Origin of the sequence: Pseudomonas sp. NPDC096917 (assembly GCF_044762555.1) — a bacterium.
In the GTDB taxonomy this organism is placed as follows: domain Bacteria; phylum Pseudomonadota; class Gammaproteobacteria; order Pseudomonadales; family Pseudomonadaceae; genus Aquipseudomonas.
Map to the genome: position 1 here is coordinate 49351 of NZ_JBIWEO010000016.1, position 16039 is coordinate 65389.

The window sequence follows — 16039 nt, forward strand, 5'->3', positions numbered from 1 at the left end:
TCTGAGATTAGTCGGATCTGCCGCACTCAGATTAGTACAATAGGTATTTGAGGTAAGGATATAAATAATACGGAATGTGTATTGTTGCCTCGATTTCAATCCGTATTGTTCCGCAGATGGATAAATGGATCGCTTTAGTCAGAACCAAATTGCGTGAGCTAAAACTCACCCAGGAAAAACTCGCCGAGCGCGTTGGAGCTTCCCAGGGGGGTGTTGGGCATTGGCTCAATAAACGCCGCCAGCCCGACTTGCCAACAATGAACAAAGTGCTGCATGCCTTGGGGCTTGAGCACCTGGAAGTTGCCTTGGTGATACGCGAACGCAATGCCGCGGCGAATGATGCAGATATTGACGACTGCACTTACGACATCACGTCAGCCTTTCGCTATCCGGTCAGTGACTGGGCGATGGCGGGTCAGGTTAACGAGAGAATGCTCGCAGGCTATGAGACCGGCACCGTGTTCGAGGTCAGTGATCATTACGCCAAGGGCGCAGCGTTCTGGTTGCAAGTAACAGGCGATGCAATGACGTCGCCGGTGGGTGCAAGTGTTCCGCAAGGGATGATGATTTTGGTAGACCCGGACATTGAACCCGAGCCGGGCAAAATGGTGATTGCCCGTACGCCTGAATCTGCCGAGGCGACATTCAGGCAGTTGAGCGAAGAGAGCGGGCAGCTTTACCTCAAGCCATTGAACCCGACCTATCCGAAAATCCTGTTTGATGAGCGCTGCTCGATTATTGGTGTGGTGGTGCAGGCCACGACAAAGTTCTGAGTAAAACGCTGCACACACTCCTAAAAAGGCGGGTACCGATATTGGTACCCGCCTTTTTTATTCCATTTCGATCAGGGCGGTCCCCTCACTGACCATTTCACCTTCTTCGCAGAACAAGGCTTTGACCACACCCGCGTGGGGCGCTCGCAGGCTGTGTTCCATCTTCATGGCTTCGAGTACCACCAATTGAGTGCCGGCATCGACGTTCTGGCCGACCGCCACCAGCACCCGTACAACACTGCCATTCATTGGCGCAGTCAAGCCGCCCTGTTGTCCGTGGCTGGCGCCAACGGCGGCAATCGGGTCGTGGAGGCTGACGCTGTGCAGGTCGCCGTCCCAGCGCAGATACAGGGTGTCAGCGCGACGAATGGCCAGATGCTGACGGCGAACACCGTGGTCTTCGATCACCAGCTGTTCGTTGTGCAAGGTCGCTCCTGACACTGCGAGACTGACTGCGTGCTGCTCGCCGTTAGCGTTCAGCACGACCAGGGTCTTGGCTGGCAAGCCACTGCGAAAACCCGAGGGGGTTGCCCAGGGCGATGTCGGGTCGTCGATGCGTTGTTTTGGTGTCAGGCTTTGGTGGAACGCTTGAGCGGCTGCATCCCAAAATGCGGGTGGTAACGGCTGAGCGGGTGCAAGCAACTGCGCCTGATAGCGTGGAATGAATCCGGTATCCAGCTCGGCTGATGCGAAGGCAGGGTGTCCGATAATTCGCCGAACAAAGCTCAGGTTGGTCTTCAAACCGCCAATGGCGAACTCATCAAGCATGGCCAGCAACCGCAGGCGAGCTTGCTCGCGGTCTTCGCCCCAGGCAATCAGCTTGCCCAGCATCGGGTCGTAAAACGGTGACACCTTATCGCCCTCACTGACCCCACTGTCGACCCGGCGCCCTGGCCCGGCCGCCGACTCGCGGTACACCTCGAGCGTCCCGGTTTGTGGCAGAAAATCGTTGCTCGGGTCTTCGGCATACAGGCGCACTTCAATCGCGTGGCCGCGCAGTGGTACTTGCGCTTGAGTGATCGGCAGGGCTTCGCCTCGTGCGACGCGGATTTGCCAATCTACCAAGTCCAGTCCAGTGATGGCTTCGGTTACCGGGTGTTCGACTTGCAGGCGGGTGTTCATCTCCATAAAGAAGAAGTCGCCCCGGGCATCGAGCAAGAATTCCACGGTGCCCGCACCGACATAGCCGATAGCTTGTGCCGCGCGAACGGCTGATTCGCCCATTGCTCGGCGTTGCTCGGCGCTCAGACCCGGCGCTGGGGCTTCTTCCACGACTTTCTGGTGGCGCCGTTGAATCGAGCAGTCGCGTTCATTGAGGTACAGGCAATTGCCGTGCTGGTCGGCAAATACCTGGATTTCAACATGCCGAGGCTTGAGCACGTATTTTTCAACCAGCATCCGCGCATCGCCAAACGATGACAGCGCCTCACGCTGAGCCGACGCCAGGGCTTCGGCCAATTGGCTGACATCCTCGACCACTTTCATGCCCTTGCCGCCGCCGCCCGCGGTGGCCTTGAGCAACACCGGGTAGCCGATACGCTCAGCCGCGACACGAAAGGTTTCTACATCTTGCGCTTCGCCGTGGTAGCCCGGCACCAATGGCACGCCCGCGGTTTCCATCAACGCTTTGGCGGCAGACTTGCTGCCCATGGCATCGATGGCGGAGGCGGGCGGTCCGATAAAAATCAGTCCGGCGGCGTCAATGGCTCGCGCAAAGCCTGCATTTTCTGACAAAAAGCCATAACCCGGATGGATCGCCTGCGCGCCGCTGGCGTGGGCGGCAGCGATAATCTTGTCGATTTTCAGGTAGCTGTCGGCGGCTTTGCTGCCCCCCAGATCAACGCAGATGTCAGCTTCACGGCAATGCCGTGCATCGCGGTCAGTGCTGCTGTGTACGGCAACGGTGGTAAGGCCCAGAACCTTGGCAGTGCGCATTATCCGGCAGGCAATTTCGCCGCGATTGGCCACCAATACGGACGTAATGAGTGGGGCGTTCATGAACGCGGCTCCTGGGTCGAAGTTTCTGTTTGCCAGCTAGGGGCGCGTTTTTGCAGAAAGGCCCGCAAGCCTTCCTGGCCTTCGGGACTGACCCGAATCCGGGCGATCGCATTTTCGCAATAGCGGCGAATGGCCGGAGTCGGTGCACCGTGGCTGACTTCGCGCAGCAAGTCCTTGCAGGCACGCATGGCCTGCGGGCTGTTGAGCAGCAGGTTATCGACCCAGTGGTCGATCTGCTGCTCAAGCTCGGCGAGGGGGTAACACTCCGACAGCAGCCCCAGTTCGCGAGCGCGTTCACCGCTGAAACGTTCGGCGGTCAAGGCAAAGCGGCGCGCGGCGCGCTCGCCGATGGCTTGAACCACAAAGGGGCTGATCACGGCAGGGGTCAGGCCAATGCGCACTTCAGATAAACAGAACTGCGCCTCTTTGGCCCCGATTGCCATGTCGCAAGCGCTGATCAGGCCCAGTGCACCGCCGTAGGCGGCACCTTGCACCACGGCCAGCGTCGGGATTTTCAGCTTGGCCAGGTTGTACATCAACTCGGCCAAGTGCCGCGCGTCATCCAGATTGGTGTTGTAGTCGAGCTCGGCCGATTGCTGCATCCAGCCCAGGTCTGCACCGGCGCTGAAATGCTTGCCGCGCCCGCGCACGAGTAAAAAGCGCAGGTTGCTATTGCTCTGTACCGCATCCAGTGCAAGGATCAGTTCGCGGATCATCTGGGCATTAAAGGCATTGTTCTTCTGCTCGCGACTCAACCACAGGGTGGCAAAACCCCGGGGGTCGGTATGCAGTTCAAGGGTGTTGAAATCGTTCATGTGCGTCAGTCCTTAATGGCTGTACATGTAGAAGGTTTGTAGCCGTTTGTGCAGGCCAAAGGATCGCGTAGCGACCCCGTTGTTGCAGGTCTCGCGGCCCTGTTCGCAGCCTTCGCAATCGGCTACAAAAGCGCGTTTACATGCGATACACGCCGAAGCGCGTGGCTTCGATGGGCGCGTTCAACGCCGCCGACAAGCCTAGCGCCAACATCTCGCGGGTTTGCGCCGGATCAATCACGCCGTCATCCCACAAGCGGGCGCTGGAGTAGTAGGGGTGGCCCTGATGCTCGTATTGATCGAGGATCGGTTGTTTGATGTGCGCCTCTTCTTCATGGCTGAACACCAGACCGTTACGCTCAGCCTGCTCGCGCTTGACCTGCACCAGCACCCCGGCGGCCTGTTCGGCGCCCATTACACCGATTCGGGCGTTTGGCCACATCCACAGAAAACGCGGGTCGTAGGCGCGGCCACACATACCGTAGTTGCCTGCGCCAAAGCTGCCGCCAATGATCACGGTGAATTTAGGCACTTTGGCGCAAGCCACGGCGGTCACCAGTTTGGCGCCATGCTTGGCGATGCCGCCCGCTTCGTATTTTTGCCCGACCATAAAACCGGTAATGTTCTGCAAAAACACCAACGGAATCCCGCGTTGGCAGGCCAGTTCGATAAAGTGCGCCCCTTTTTGGGCGGCTTCGGCAAACAAAATGCCGTTGTTGGCCAGAATCGCCACCGGGTAGCCCTGCAAATGCGCAAAACCACAGACCAGCGTGGTGCCGAATAAGGCTTTGAACTCATCGAATACCGATCCGTCCACCAGTCGCGCGATGACTTCTCGGACATCAAATGGCTGTTTGGCATCAGCCGGGACGATGCCGTACAACTCGTCCTTGGCGTAGAGCGGCGGCAATGGCGTGCGGTGTTGCAACTGACCCAGCTTGCGCCAGTTGAGGTTGGCCACGCTGCGCCGGGCCAGCGCCAAAGCATGCTCGTCACTGTCCGCGTAATGGTCGGCGACCCCGGAGATCTTGCAGTGCACATCGGCACCGCCCAAGTCCTCGGCGCTGACTACTTCACCGGTGGCAGCTTTTACCAGCGGCGGACCGGCCAGGAAAATCGTTGCTTGCTGACGCACCATGATCGCTTCATCGGCCATGGCCGGCACATAGGCGCCGCCTGCGGTGCACGAGCCCATCACTACGGCGATTTGCGGAATTGCGGCAGCACTCATGTTGGCCTGGTTGAAGAAGATCCGACCGAAGTGTTCGCGGTCCGGAAACACCTCATCCTGACGTGGCAGGTTGGCGCCGCCCGAGTCCACCAGATAAATGCACGGCAAGCGGTTTTGCTCGGCAATGGTCTGTGCACGCAGGTGTTTTTTGACCGTTAGCGGGTAGTAAGAGCCGCCTTTGACTGTGGCGTCGTTGGCCACAATCATGCATTCCACGCCCTCCACCCGACCAATGCCAGCGATGATTCCGGCTGCCGGAACGTCTTCCCCGTACACGCCATACGCTGCCAGCTGACTGAGCTCCAGGAATGGCGAACCGATGTCGAGCAGGCGATCAATCCGTTCGCGCGGCAGTAACTTGCCGCGCGAGGTGTGGCGCTCCTGCGCTTTGGCGCCGCCGCCTTGCTGCACTTGTTCAAGCAGGGTATGCAGGGCATCGACCTGTTTGAGCATGGCGTCGCGGTTGGTGGCGAACTCCACTGAGCGCGGGTTGATGGTCGTATGCAAGATGGACATACGTGCGCTCCTCAGCGGGTTTCGTTAAATAGTTCGCGACCGATCAGCATGCGGCGGATTTCGCTGGTGCCTGCGCCGATTTCATAGAGCTTGGCGTCACGCAGCAGTCGTCCGGCAGGGAATTCATTGATGTAACCGTTACCGCCCAGAATCTGGATGGCGTCGAGTGCCATTTGCGTAGCACGTTCGGCGCTGTACAAAATCACCCCGGCGGCATCTTTGCGGGTGGTTTCGCCACGCTCGCAGGCGGCCGCAACGGCGTACAGGTAGGCACGGCTGGCGTTGAGCTGGGTGTACATGTCCGCGACCTTGCCCTGAATCAGCTGAAACTCGCCGATGCTTTGGCCGAACTGTTTGCGGTCATGGATATACGGCACCACCAGGTCCATGCACGCTTGCATGATTCCGGTCGGGCCGCCCGAGAGCACCACGCGTTCGTAATCGAGGCCGCTCATCAAGACTTTCACGCCCGCATCAAGAGTGCCCAGCAAGTTTTCTTCCGGCACTTCAACGTCGTCGAAAAACAGCTCGCAGGTGTTTGAGCCGCGCATGCCGAGCTTGTCGAAGTGAGTGCTGCGGCTGAAACCTTTCCAGTCCCGCTCGACGATGAATGCGCTGATGCCGTGTGCGCCTTTTTCCAGATCCGTCTTGGCGTAGATCACATAGGTGCTGGCGTCGGGGCCGTTGGTGATCCAGGTTTTACTGCCGTTGAGTACAAAATGGTCCCCGCGCTTGTCGGCGCGCAGCTTCATCGAGACCACATCCGAACCTGCGTTCGGTTCGCTCATGGCCAGGGCGCCGACGTGTTCGCCGCTGATCAGCTTGGGCAGGTATTTGAGTTTTTGCGCGTGGGTGCCGTTGCGGTTGATCTGGTTGACGCACAAGTTGGAGTGCGCGCCATACGAAAGGGCGACCGAGGCCGAGCCTCGACTGATTTCTTCCATCGCCACCACATGGGCCAGATAGCTCAGGCCGGTACCGCCGTATTCTTCTGGCACGGTAATGCCGAGCAACCCCATTTCGCCCAACTTGCGCCACATATCGGCTGGAAACAGGTTGTCTTTGTCGATTTGCGCCGCGCGTGGCGCGAGTTCAGCGGCGACGAAGGCTTGCACCTGATCGCGCAGCATGTCGATGGTTTCGCCCAGGGCGAAGTTCAAAGTCGGGTAGCTCATGAGGCACCTTGATCGTTGTTCTTATTAGGAGGCGTTTACAGCATCGCCATGGGTAAGCTTTACGTTAACGTAAGCTTGGTCGCGAAAGCTGTCAATGACCTTTACGTTAACGTCAACTTCGTTCAGAGTAATTGCTGTTCTTCAAAGTGAGGGCGCAGTTGCGCGAATTCCTCATGCTCCCAAAACAATCACAAGAGGAGTTGTCATGAAGCCGCAATCCGTCCCCAGTTACAGCCAGGGCGCGCTAGACAAGCCGTTACTGGCGATGACCATCGGTCAGGCTTTTGATCAAACGGCTGCCCGCTACCCCGAAGGCGAAGCGTTGGTGGTGTGTCATCAACACCAGCGGTACACCTGGGCGCAATTGGCCCAGGCGGTTGATCTGCACGCCAAGGCGCTGTTGGCGCTGGGGCTGCAAACCGGTGATCGACTGGGGGTCTGGGCGCCTAACTGTGTCGAGTGGTTTATCTGTCAGTTTGCCAGCGCGAAAATTGGTGTGATCCTGGTCAATATCAACCCTGCTTACCGTTTGTCCGAGCTTGAGTACGTCCTCAAACAGTCCGCGTGTCAGTGGTTGGTGAGCGCGAGTCTGTTCAAAACCTCGAACTATCACGCCATGCTCCAGGAATTGCTTCCGCAACTGAGCGAGCAGCCGGTTGGTCAACTCAAGAGTGAACGTTTTGATGCCTTGCGCGGGATTATCAGCCTGGATGCGCAGCCGCCCGCAGGGTTCTTGCCATGGTCGCAACTGACTGTATTAGGCAATGAGGTTGAGTCTGGACAACTCGACGCACGACAAGTCAGTCTTCATTTTGACCAGCCGGTGAATATTCAATACACCTCTGGCACCACAGGCTTTCCCAAGGGCGCAACCCTCAGCCATCGCAACATACTCAACAATGGCTATATGGTCGGCGAAAGCCTGGGGCTTACGGCCAGGGATCGGCTGGTCATTCCGGTGCCGCTGTATCACTGCTTTGGCATGGTGATGGGTAACCTGGGGTGCGTGACACACGGCACCACTATGATTTATCCGAGTGAAGCCTTTGACCCTGGCCTGACTCTGCAAGCGGTCGCTCAAGAGCGGGCTACGGGACTTTACGGCGTGCCAACCATGTTTATCGCCATGCTCGACCACCCACAGCGCGCCGGGTTTGATTTATCGAGCCTGCGCACCGGGATCATGGCTGGCGCAACGTGCCCGATAGAAGTGATGCGCCGCGTTATCAGCGAGATGCACATGGGCGAGGTGCAAATTGCCTATGGCATGACCGAAACCAGCCCTGTCTCAATGCAGACCGGCCCTGATGATGACCTTGAATTACGCGTAACGACTGTAGGGCGCACTCAGCCTCAGCTAGAGAACAAGCTGATCGACGCTCAAGGCAACCTTGTTGCGCGGGGTGAAGTGGGTGAACTCTGCACCCGTGGTTACAGCGTGATGCTCGGCTACTGGAACAACCCGCAGGCGACCCGCGAGGCCATCGACAGTGAAGGCTGGATGCATACCGGGGACTTGGCCCAGATGAATGAACAGGGGTATGTGCGCATCGTCGGGCGTAACAAAGACATGATTATTCGCGGCGGCGAAAATATTTACCCGCGTGAGTTAGAGGAGTTCTTTTTTACCCATCCGGCGGTGGCCGATGTGCAGATCGTGGGGATTCCCGACGAAAAATATGGCGAAGAAATTGTCGCCTGGATCAAGTTTCATCCTGGCCACAGCACCAATGAGCTTGAGTTGCAAACCTGGTGCAAGTCACGTATCGCGCATTTCAAAACGCCCCGTCATTTCAAGTTTGTGGATACATTTCCAATGACAGTGACCGGCAAGATCCAAAAATTCAAAATGCGTGAGATCAGCATTCAGGAGCTTCACAAGGGGTAGGGCGCTCGGACCTGCTCAGGATGCAGGCATCAGGCGGCGATTTTTGGTGCTCTTAAAGGCTAACTGATCGCAGTCTGCATGCCTCGACCGTTGTTGCTCAGTGAGCATTGACTAAATTCGCAACGACACATTAAAGGGGAGCCGAGGCTCCCCTTTAATGTGTCGTTGCGTGCTCTTTTCTTATTATTGAAGGGCGGTCTATTGTTGTTTTTGGAACTCACCCTTTGCTGCGTTTTTTTGCGATCCCATCCGGGATCAAGAGCAAACGTATTTTTTTGAGCGCTGATCCACTTTTATCACCGGCTAATTAACCTGTGATTCAACCTGTGCGGGTGCTACCTGAAGGTAGTTTTATTCTTCTCTGCCCGGTTGCGAGGTGGCTCTTAAGCTCCTCGGAAAAGTAAACCTTCTCCAAAAAAATCTGTTAGCTGCGTCTCTGCCGTGTTGTTTTTGTTATGTCAGAGTCGTTTCGTATTGTTTTTATTATGTTGCCGCGGTTTTTATTCTTGTTATGCCATAGAGATAGCAGGAGCCGTGCCAACTTTTTAAATCCCTTATAAATCAATGGCTTGTATTTTTAGGCACTAAAAAACCGGCCTGGCTGAGGGCCGGTTTGTTTCCGTGTTACTCGTTTGTGGGAACGTGCGGTAACACAAAGCCACACTTTTTAACCCTGGCGGGCCTTAGCGACCCGAGAACCGGTAACACGCCCCAGCACGTTGCAGATGTGTTCGCCTGCCAGTAACAGTTTGTCCAGGTCGACCCCGGTCTCAATGCCCATGCCATTGAGCATGTACAGCACGTCTTCGGTGGCCACGTTACCGCTGGCGCCTTTGGCATACGGGCAGCCGCCCAGGCCCGCGATCGAGCTGTCGAACACGTTAATACCTTCAAGCAGGCTGGCGTAAATATTGACCAGCGCCTGGCCGTAGGTGTCGTGGAAGTGGCCGGCGAGCTTTTCCCGTGGGACTACAGCGCCAACCGCCTCAAACATTGCCCGCGTGGCGGTCGCAGTGCCGGTGCCGATGGTGTCGCCCAGCGACACTTCATAACACCCCATGGTGTACAGCTCTTTGGCCACGGCTGCGACTTGTTGCGCCGAGACCTGGCCTTCATACGGGCAGCCCAGCACGCAGGACACATAACCGCGCACGCTGATGCCGTGCTGTTGAGCTGACTCGATGATGGGCACGAAGCGCGCCAGGCTTTCACTGATCGAGCAGTTGATGTTGCGCTGCGAGAACGCTTCAGACGCAGCGGCGAATACTGCGACCTCTTTTACCCCGGCGGCGAGCGCGTCTTCAAAACCGCGCATATTCGGTGCCAGTGCGCCATAGACCACCCCCGGTTTACGCTGGATCTGGGCGAAGACGTCGGCGGAGCCAGCCATTTGCGGCACCCATTTAGGCGACACGAAACTGCCGACTTCGATGTAGCCCAGGCCTGCATCGGTCAGGGCGTTAACCAATTGCACCTTGTCGGCGACGCTGATGGGCTGGGCTTCATTTTGCAGACCGTCGCGAGGGCCGACTTCAATCAGGCGCACATGGGCAGGAAGTGTCATGGGGGGTCACCTATCAGTGGGGATGATCTCTGCAGGATCGAGCACGCTCGTCCCGCAGGATTCAGGCTGTCTGGCTTTTTATGGTTTGTTCAAGTGCTTTAATGCAGCGCTCTTCCGCGGTATCCAGCTCGAGTTGCATCTGCTCAATGTCCAGGAGCTGTTGCTCAAGCTGCTGACGCCGTTCGGCTATTTTGCCCAGCATGCTGTTCAACTGTTTCTGATTGCCGCTGCTCGGGTCGTACAGCTCAATCAGTTCCCGGCATTCGGCCAACGAAAAACCAATGCGCTTGCCGCGCAGAATCAGTTTCAGGCTGACCTTGTCCCGTGCCGAATACACCCGCTCCTGGCCACGGCGCTCGGGGCAGAGCAGGCCTTGTTCCTCATAAAAGCGGATGGCGCGGGTGGTGATGTCGAGTTCACGGGCAAGATCGGAAATGCTGTACGTCTGGCTGCTCATGGGCACGCTCTTAAAGGATCATGCCTTTAAGCTAATGGCTGGTTGACGTTTACGTCAAGCAAGCGTTGCGCCTCCGCTTTTTTTTCCAGCACCAGTTGTTGCTGGCACACCTCGATCAATTGCTCGCGCATCCAGCGGTTGGCAGGGTCTTGTTCGGTGCTTTCGTGCCAGTACAGATGCGTTTCCACGTTCGGCAACTCACTGATCGGCAACGGCACAAAATGCAGGCTATGGCGCCGGGCAAAACGCTCGGGCACGGTCATCACCATGTCGGTTTGCTGCAACACATTCGACGCCATCAGGTAGTGCTGCGAGCGCAGGGTGATTTTGCGCTGCAAGCCGATTTTGCCCAGTGCCAGATCCACCTGGCCGAGGCCGTTGCGGCGGGTCGAGATATGAATGTGGGTCAACCCCAGATACTCATCCAGACTGATCGCGGCCTTGCCCGCTAGTGGGTGGCCTTGGCGCATGGCGCACACATAACGGTCTTCCATCAATTTGACGTGACGCACCTGAGCGTCGGTATTAAGCGGGGCATCGACGGCGAAATCCAGACGCCCTGCTGCCAGGTCGCTGGTGGTCTCGCGGCGATGAGACAAAAAGCTTTCAATGACCACTGCGGGTGCATGACGGCGCAAACGCTGAAACAGCGGCGGCAAAATCACCGCTTCTGTGAGGTCGGTCATGCTGATACGAAATGTCTTGTTGGCCTGCAACGGGTTAAAAGTGCGACTTTCCTGCACCGACACGCGCAACAGGGCCAGGGCGCTGCGGACCGGACTGATGATGTTCTGCGCCATGGGGGTGGGGACCATGCCTTGGGCGGTACGCACGAACAACGGGTCGTTGAAGCTTTCGCGCAGTCGGGCCAGGGCGTTGGACACCGCGGGCTGAGTGATGCCGATGATCTGTCCGGCACGGGTCAGGTTGGCTTCGGTGTAAATGGCGTCGAAGACGACAAACAGATTGAGGTCGACCTTGTTCAGGTTCATGGCGCGTGGCTCTTGTTATTGGAGGTGAGGCAGCGGGTGAATCATATATTGCTTATGAATGGTAATACACACTGTAAATAGACAACGCAAATGATGAGGGGCTGATCTAGCATCACGCCATCACCTACTCACATTTACGCTAAAGGTTGCCACTCATGGATTTCGCATACTCTCCGAAAGTTCAGGCGCTACGCGAACGCGTCACTGCGTTTATGGACGCTTATGTCTATCCGGCGGAGACGATTTTCGATCAGCAGGTGGCAGAAGGTGATCGTTGGCAGCCGACCGCGATCATGGAGGAGCTGAAACTCAAGGCGCGGGCTGAAGGTTTGTGGAACCTGTTTTTGCCCGAGTCTGAACGCGGTGCCGGCTTGACCAATCTGGAATACGCGCCCTTGGCCGAGATCATGGGCCGTTCGATGCTGGGATCCGAGCCGTTCAACTGTTCGGCCCCCGACACCGGCAACATGGAAGTGCTGGTGCGTTACGCCAACCCGCAGCAAAAGCTGCAATGGCTTGAGCCTTTATTGCGCGGCGAGATTCGTTCGGCGTTCGCCATGACCGAGCCGGATGTGGCCTCGTCCGATGCGACCAACATGGACGCCCGCGCCGTGCGTGAGGGTGATGAGTGGGTGATCAATGGCCGCAAGTGGTGGACGTCCGGTGCGTGCGATCCGCGCTGTAAAATCCTGATTTTCATGGGGCTGAGCCATCCAGACAATGCGCGCCATCAACAGCATTCGATGATCCTGGTGCCAGTCGATACACCGGGGGTGAAAATCGTCCGCCCGCTGCCCGTGTTCGGTTACGACGATGCGCCTCACGGGCACGCCGAAGTGCTGTTCGACAATGTACGGGTGCCGTATGAAAACGTCTTGCTGGGCGAAGGCCGGGGGTTTGAGATTGCGCAGGGCCGCCTGGGCCCAGGACGTATTCACCATTGCATGCGCTCAATCGGTATGGCTGAGCGGGCCCTGGAGCTGATGTGTCAGCGCTCGCTGGCGCGTACAGCGTTTGGTAAACCGCTGGCGCGGCTGGGGGGCAATGTCGACAAAATCGCCGACTCGCGTATGGAGATCGACATGGCACGCCTTCTGACTTTGAAAGCGGCCTACATGATGGACACGGTGGGTAACAAGGTGGCGAAAAGCGAGATCGCGCAGATCAAAGTCATCGCCCCCAACGTCGCGTTGAAAGTGATTGATCGGGCGATCCAGATCCATGGCGGGGCAGGGGTTTCGGGTGATTTTCCGCTGGCGTACATGTATGCCATGCAGCGTACCTTGCGCCTGGCTGATGGCCCGGACGAAGTGCACAGGGCGGCAGTCGGCAAGTTTGAACTGGATAAGTACGCGAAAGCCGCTGAATAAACTTATTGGCGCGGGAGTCTGGCTTGCCAGCGCTGCAGGCGCTGCGATCCAACCGCTGGCAAGCCAGCTCCCACATGGGCTCGGGTTTTTCTCAATACACCCACACCTCAACCCGACGATTCTTCACCCGGCCTTCGTCTTCGGTGTTGGTCGCCACGGGCATTTGTGCGCCATAACCTCGAATCTCTCGCAGTATCACGCCGCTTTTTACCAGCTCTCGGCGCACGGTCATGGCCCTGAGTTTTGACAGCAACTGCGCGCGCTCCGAATCGTCCTTTGCATCGCCAAAGCCCACCAGTGTGACCTGCTTGTTGAGTTTGTCATGCGCCTTTAAATAATCGATCACCCGCAACAAGTCCTGCCGTGCCTTGTTGTCGAGCGTGGCACTGCCTTCTTCAAAGCGAAAGTTGACCGACAGGCGCTGCGCCTGTTGTGTCAGTGCCTGATAGTCCTCGGGCATGTGAGCGCCGGACTGCACGTGGCTGGCCTGGACGGTTTGCGCGATAAAACCGTTCTGCGCAACGATGGCCTGACCCTTGGCGCTTTGGGTAAACATCACCAGTGCCTTGGCCAGCGGGTTCCGACTGTTGGGTGGCAAGTAAAAGAACAGGCGCCGCGACAATGGGTAGTCTTCGCTGGCAATCAGGCTGTTGAGCGCCAGCATCGGCTGCGACGCGCCATCGACAATCGCCAGCGCTTTAGCGGCGCGAATGTACGGCAGGCCGATGAATCCGATGGCGTGCGGGTCTTTGCTGACCGCGTCTGATAACGCCTCGCTGGACTCAAAGCGCAGTGCCGTGCCGCTCAGAGGGCGGGCGGCACGGCTCAGTACCAACTCTTTAAACGTGTCCCAAGTCCCTGACTGGTTATCGCGGGCATACAAATTGATCGTACCGCCGACACCGCCCAATGCTTCCCAGGTGCTGATCTCACCATTGAACACCTTGGCCAATTGTTCGGTATTAAGCTGATTCAGCGGGTTTTGCGGGTGCACAATAATTGCCAGCCCGTCGATAGCGATCACCTGTTCTGCTTCAGGGCTTTTGAGATCGCCCAGGGCTTCGAGTTCGACCAGTTCGCGGTCCGTGATCGGCCGGGACGACGCCACTAAATCGGCTTGGCCGGCTTTGAGCGTACTAAAGCCTGTGCCGGAGCCGTGAGCGGACACATCCACACGGATCTGCTGGCCCAAGGTCTTGGTGGCGACAATGCTGTACTCGTTGGGGGGAGTGACCGGCACCCTGTGAATATCGTGAAAGCCTTGCTCTGCGAGCATGGCTGCCACCAGTGCGGGGCCGAGGTTGGCGCCGATGGTGTTAGAACCCTGAATGCGCAAGTCAGCGACAGGCCCGGCGAAGGCCGGGTGGGTGATTGCACACAACAGAATCAGCAACTTAAGACGCGGCATTAACGGGCACCTTCCTGGGGCCATAGAGTTGCCAGCAATTTAAGTCAGAAACGTTTCAATGCCATGACGCGGACTGTTTGCCGGCCCTGTGGCGGGGCGCGGGCTTGCCAGGAATGCAAACCACGCGGTTTGTCTCAGTCACCTTGTCAATTCAATCGCAGGCAAGCCAACGCTCATACGTCAGCAGTCATGAGCTCAATTCCAACCAGATGGGCGCATGGTCAGACGGTTTTTCCATGGCTCGCAAATCGTAGTCAACACCGGCCGCCTTGATCCTTGGCACCAGGCTTTGGGAAGTCAGAATCACGTCAATGCGCAGTCCGCGCTTGGGCTCGTCTTCAAAGCCGCGGCTGCGGTAGTCGAACCAGCTGAAGCGATCAGCCACGTCTGGATGCAGGTAGCGAAAGCTGTCGACCAGTCCCCAGTTCTTGAGGCGTTCCAGCCATTCGCGCTCTTCCGGCAGAAAGCTGCACTTGCCGGTTTTCAGCCAACGCTTGGCGTTGTCCGCGCCAATGCCGATGTCGCAGTCTTGTGGGGAGATATTAATGTCGCCCATCACCACCAGCGGCTGATTGTTGCTGAACTGACCTTCAAGTAACTGCTGCAAATCGCTGTAAAAGCGCTGCTTGGCTGGAAACTTGGTCGGATGGTCGCGACTTTCACCCTGTGGGAAGTAACCATTCATGATGGTCACTGGTTGGTCATTTTCGTCAGCGAAAGTGCCCCATATAAAGCGGCGCTGCGCGTCTTCTTCGTCGCTGGCAAATCCTTTGTGCAATTCCAGCGGCGGTTTGCGCGAGAGCAGGGCAACGCCGTAATGGCCTTTTTGCCCATGAAAATGCACGTGGTAGCCCAGTGCTTCAATGTCCGCGATAGGGAACTGATCGTCATGGACTTTGGTTTCTTGCAGGCCGATAACGTCGGGCTGGTATTTTTCGATCAGCGCTGCCAGCTGATGCGGCCGAGCGCGCAGGCCATTGATGTTGAATGAAACGATTTTCATGGGCGGGCAGTCCTGAGTAAAAGGGCGATGTTAGCGGCCAGCGTGCAGTGGGGCAAATGCACTGCTAACGTAGGATGTGTTCAACCAGATGGAACTGTTATGGCCCTTGCAGGCTCGTACTCACTACAAGTGCCGCCCTCCACGCGGTGCCATGGAGATTTGTGGACATGCCCACCTGCCAGATCCAAGTGCTCGACAGCGGTTATTCAAAAGAAGCGCGCTCTTTGCTGTATCAGGCTTACCACCATGACCCGACGTTTCGTTACGTGTTTGAAGCGCATCGCAGGGGTTATGCACAACGGGTTCGTGCCACCGTCCGGGCATTAGTCAAGCAGCATTTTTTCCAGGACCTGCCTGCATTGGGGTTACTGGTCAATGACCGGCTGGTTGGCGTGGCGCTGATTGCGCCGCCGCAACGCCGTTTGGGTATTACCGAGAGCTGGGCGTGGCAGTTACGCATGGTGCTGACCGCAGGCTTGCGGGGTACACGGCGCTATCTTGAATATCATCAGGCGATCCAGGCGTGTGTGCCAGGGGATGCTGTTCATATGTTGCCGCTACTGGCAATTCACCCTGATTTTCCAGAAATGTCCTATGGTGAACAGCTGCTTGAGGCTGTACATAATTGGTGCGCTCAGGACGAACACTCCGAGGGCGTCGTGCTCGACAGCGGCAACCCCAATTACCAGGTTTTTTACAAACGCCATGGCTACGTACAAATTGGCGAAGTAACGATAGGACCGGTTGTTGAGCAAGTTTTTTTCCACGCCAACCCTCAGGTGTTACAAACAGCAACGGCTTAAGGGCAGCTTTTTGCCCATTGGCGCGCTCTATGACCACCTCTGCCCGTGA

General features: G+C 57.4%; 13 protein-coding genes. 4 read left to right on the forward strand and 9 right to left on the reverse strand.

Translation table 11 applies throughout. The features are described from left to right. Window positions 1-116: 116 nt before the first annotated feature. The gene (locus tag ACIQYF_RS18400; RefSeq protein ID WP_402864675.1) at window positions 117-773 is read left to right on the forward strand and encodes a LexA family protein; all 657 of its coding nucleotides are present in this window, start codon (window positions 117-119) and stop codon (window positions 771-773) included. A gap of 57 nt (window positions 774-830) precedes the next feature. On the opposite strand, the gene ACIQYF_RS18405 is transcribed toward ACIQYF_RS18400, so the two are convergent. The 4 genes from ACIQYF_RS18405 to ACIQYF_RS18420 all read right to left on the reverse strand — a co-directional run bounded on the left by ACIQYF_RS18405 (window position 831) and on the right by ACIQYF_RS18420 (window position 6505). Continuing rightward, window positions 831-2771 carry an acetyl-CoA carboxylase biotin carboxylase subunit gene (locus ACIQYF_RS18405; protein WP_402864677.1) on the reverse strand — a complete coding sequence of 647 codons (1941 nt, stop codon included), beginning with the start codon at window positions 2769-2771 and terminating at the stop codon, window positions 831-833. Next, window positions 2768-3586: a gamma-carboxygeranoyl-CoA hydratase gene (locus ACIQYF_RS18410; protein ID WP_402864679.1), complete on the reverse strand. Its 819-nt coding sequence runs from the start codon at window positions 3584-3586 to the stop codon at window positions 2768-2770. Before ACIQYF_RS18410 ends, ACIQYF_RS18405 begins: the two co-directional genes overlap by 4 nt. A gap of 136 nt (window positions 3587-3722) precedes the next feature. After that, complete coding sequence (locus ACIQYF_RS18415) at window positions 3723-5330, reverse strand: carboxyl transferase domain-containing protein (protein ID WP_402864681.1); 1608 nt, start codon at window positions 5328-5330, stop codon at window positions 3723-3725. 11 nt (window positions 5331-5341) lie between these two features. Continuing rightward, window positions 5342-6505 (reverse strand): isovaleryl-CoA dehydrogenase, encoded by a 1164-nt coding sequence (locus ACIQYF_RS18420; protein WP_402864683.1) that lies wholly within the window; start codon window positions 6503-6505, stop codon window positions 5342-5344. Window positions 6506-6710: 205 nt separating this feature from the next. On the opposite strand from ACIQYF_RS18420, the gene ACIQYF_RS18425 reads away from it, so the two are divergent. After that, window positions 6711-8393 carry an AMP-binding protein gene (locus ACIQYF_RS18425; protein ID WP_402864685.1) on the forward strand — a complete coding sequence of 561 codons (1683 nt, stop codon included), beginning with the start codon at window positions 6711-6713 and terminating at the stop codon, window positions 8391-8393. A 667-nt stretch (window positions 8394-9060) separates the two neighbouring features. Here the strand turns inward: ACIQYF_RS18425 and ACIQYF_RS18430 are convergent. From ACIQYF_RS18430 to ACIQYF_RS18440, 3 genes are all read right to left on the reverse strand, one after another. After that, on the reverse strand, window positions 9061-9957 hold the full coding sequence (locus tag ACIQYF_RS18430; RefSeq protein WP_402864687.1) for a hydroxymethylglutaryl-CoA lyase: 897 nt from the start codon (window positions 9955-9957) through the stop codon (window positions 9061-9063). A 61-nt stretch (window positions 9958-10018) separates the two neighbouring features. Then, window positions 10019-10414 carry a MerR family DNA-binding transcriptional regulator gene (locus tag ACIQYF_RS18435; protein ID WP_402864689.1) on the reverse strand — a complete coding sequence of 132 codons (396 nt, stop codon included), beginning with the start codon at window positions 10412-10414 and terminating at the stop codon, window positions 10019-10021. 26 nt (window positions 10415-10440) lie between these two features. Next, entirely contained in the window at window positions 10441-11406 is a 966-nt protein-coding gene (locus ACIQYF_RS18440; protein ID WP_402864691.1) for a LysR family transcriptional regulator, read from the reverse strand. A gap of 155 nt (window positions 11407-11561) precedes the next feature. Between ACIQYF_RS18440 and ACIQYF_RS18445 the strand changes: the two genes are divergently transcribed. Beyond that, complete coding sequence (locus ACIQYF_RS18445) at window positions 11562-12776, forward strand: acyl-CoA dehydrogenase (protein ID WP_402864693.1); 1215 nt, start codon at window positions 11562-11564, stop codon at window positions 12774-12776. 91 nt (window positions 12777-12867) lie between these two features. Here ACIQYF_RS18445 and ACIQYF_RS18450 read toward each other — a convergent pair whose 3' ends face one another. Beyond that, window positions 12868-14184: a substrate-binding domain-containing protein gene (locus tag ACIQYF_RS18450; protein WP_402864695.1), complete on the reverse strand. Its 1317-nt coding sequence runs from the start codon at window positions 14182-14184 to the stop codon at window positions 12868-12870. A gap of 187 nt (window positions 14185-14371) precedes the next feature. Then, a complete protein-coding gene (gene xthA, locus ACIQYF_RS18455) occupies window positions 14372-15187 on the reverse strand; it encodes an exodeoxyribonuclease III (RefSeq protein ID WP_402864697.1) in 816 nt (271 codons plus the stop codon). Between the two features lie 167 nt (window positions 15188-15354). Between xthA and ACIQYF_RS18460 the strand changes: the two genes are divergently transcribed. After that, window positions 15355-15990: a GNAT family N-acetyltransferase gene (locus tag ACIQYF_RS18460; protein WP_402864699.1), complete on the forward strand. Its 636-nt coding sequence runs from the start codon at window positions 15355-15357 to the stop codon at window positions 15988-15990. The last annotated feature ends 49 nt before the right edge of the window (window positions 15991-16039 follow it).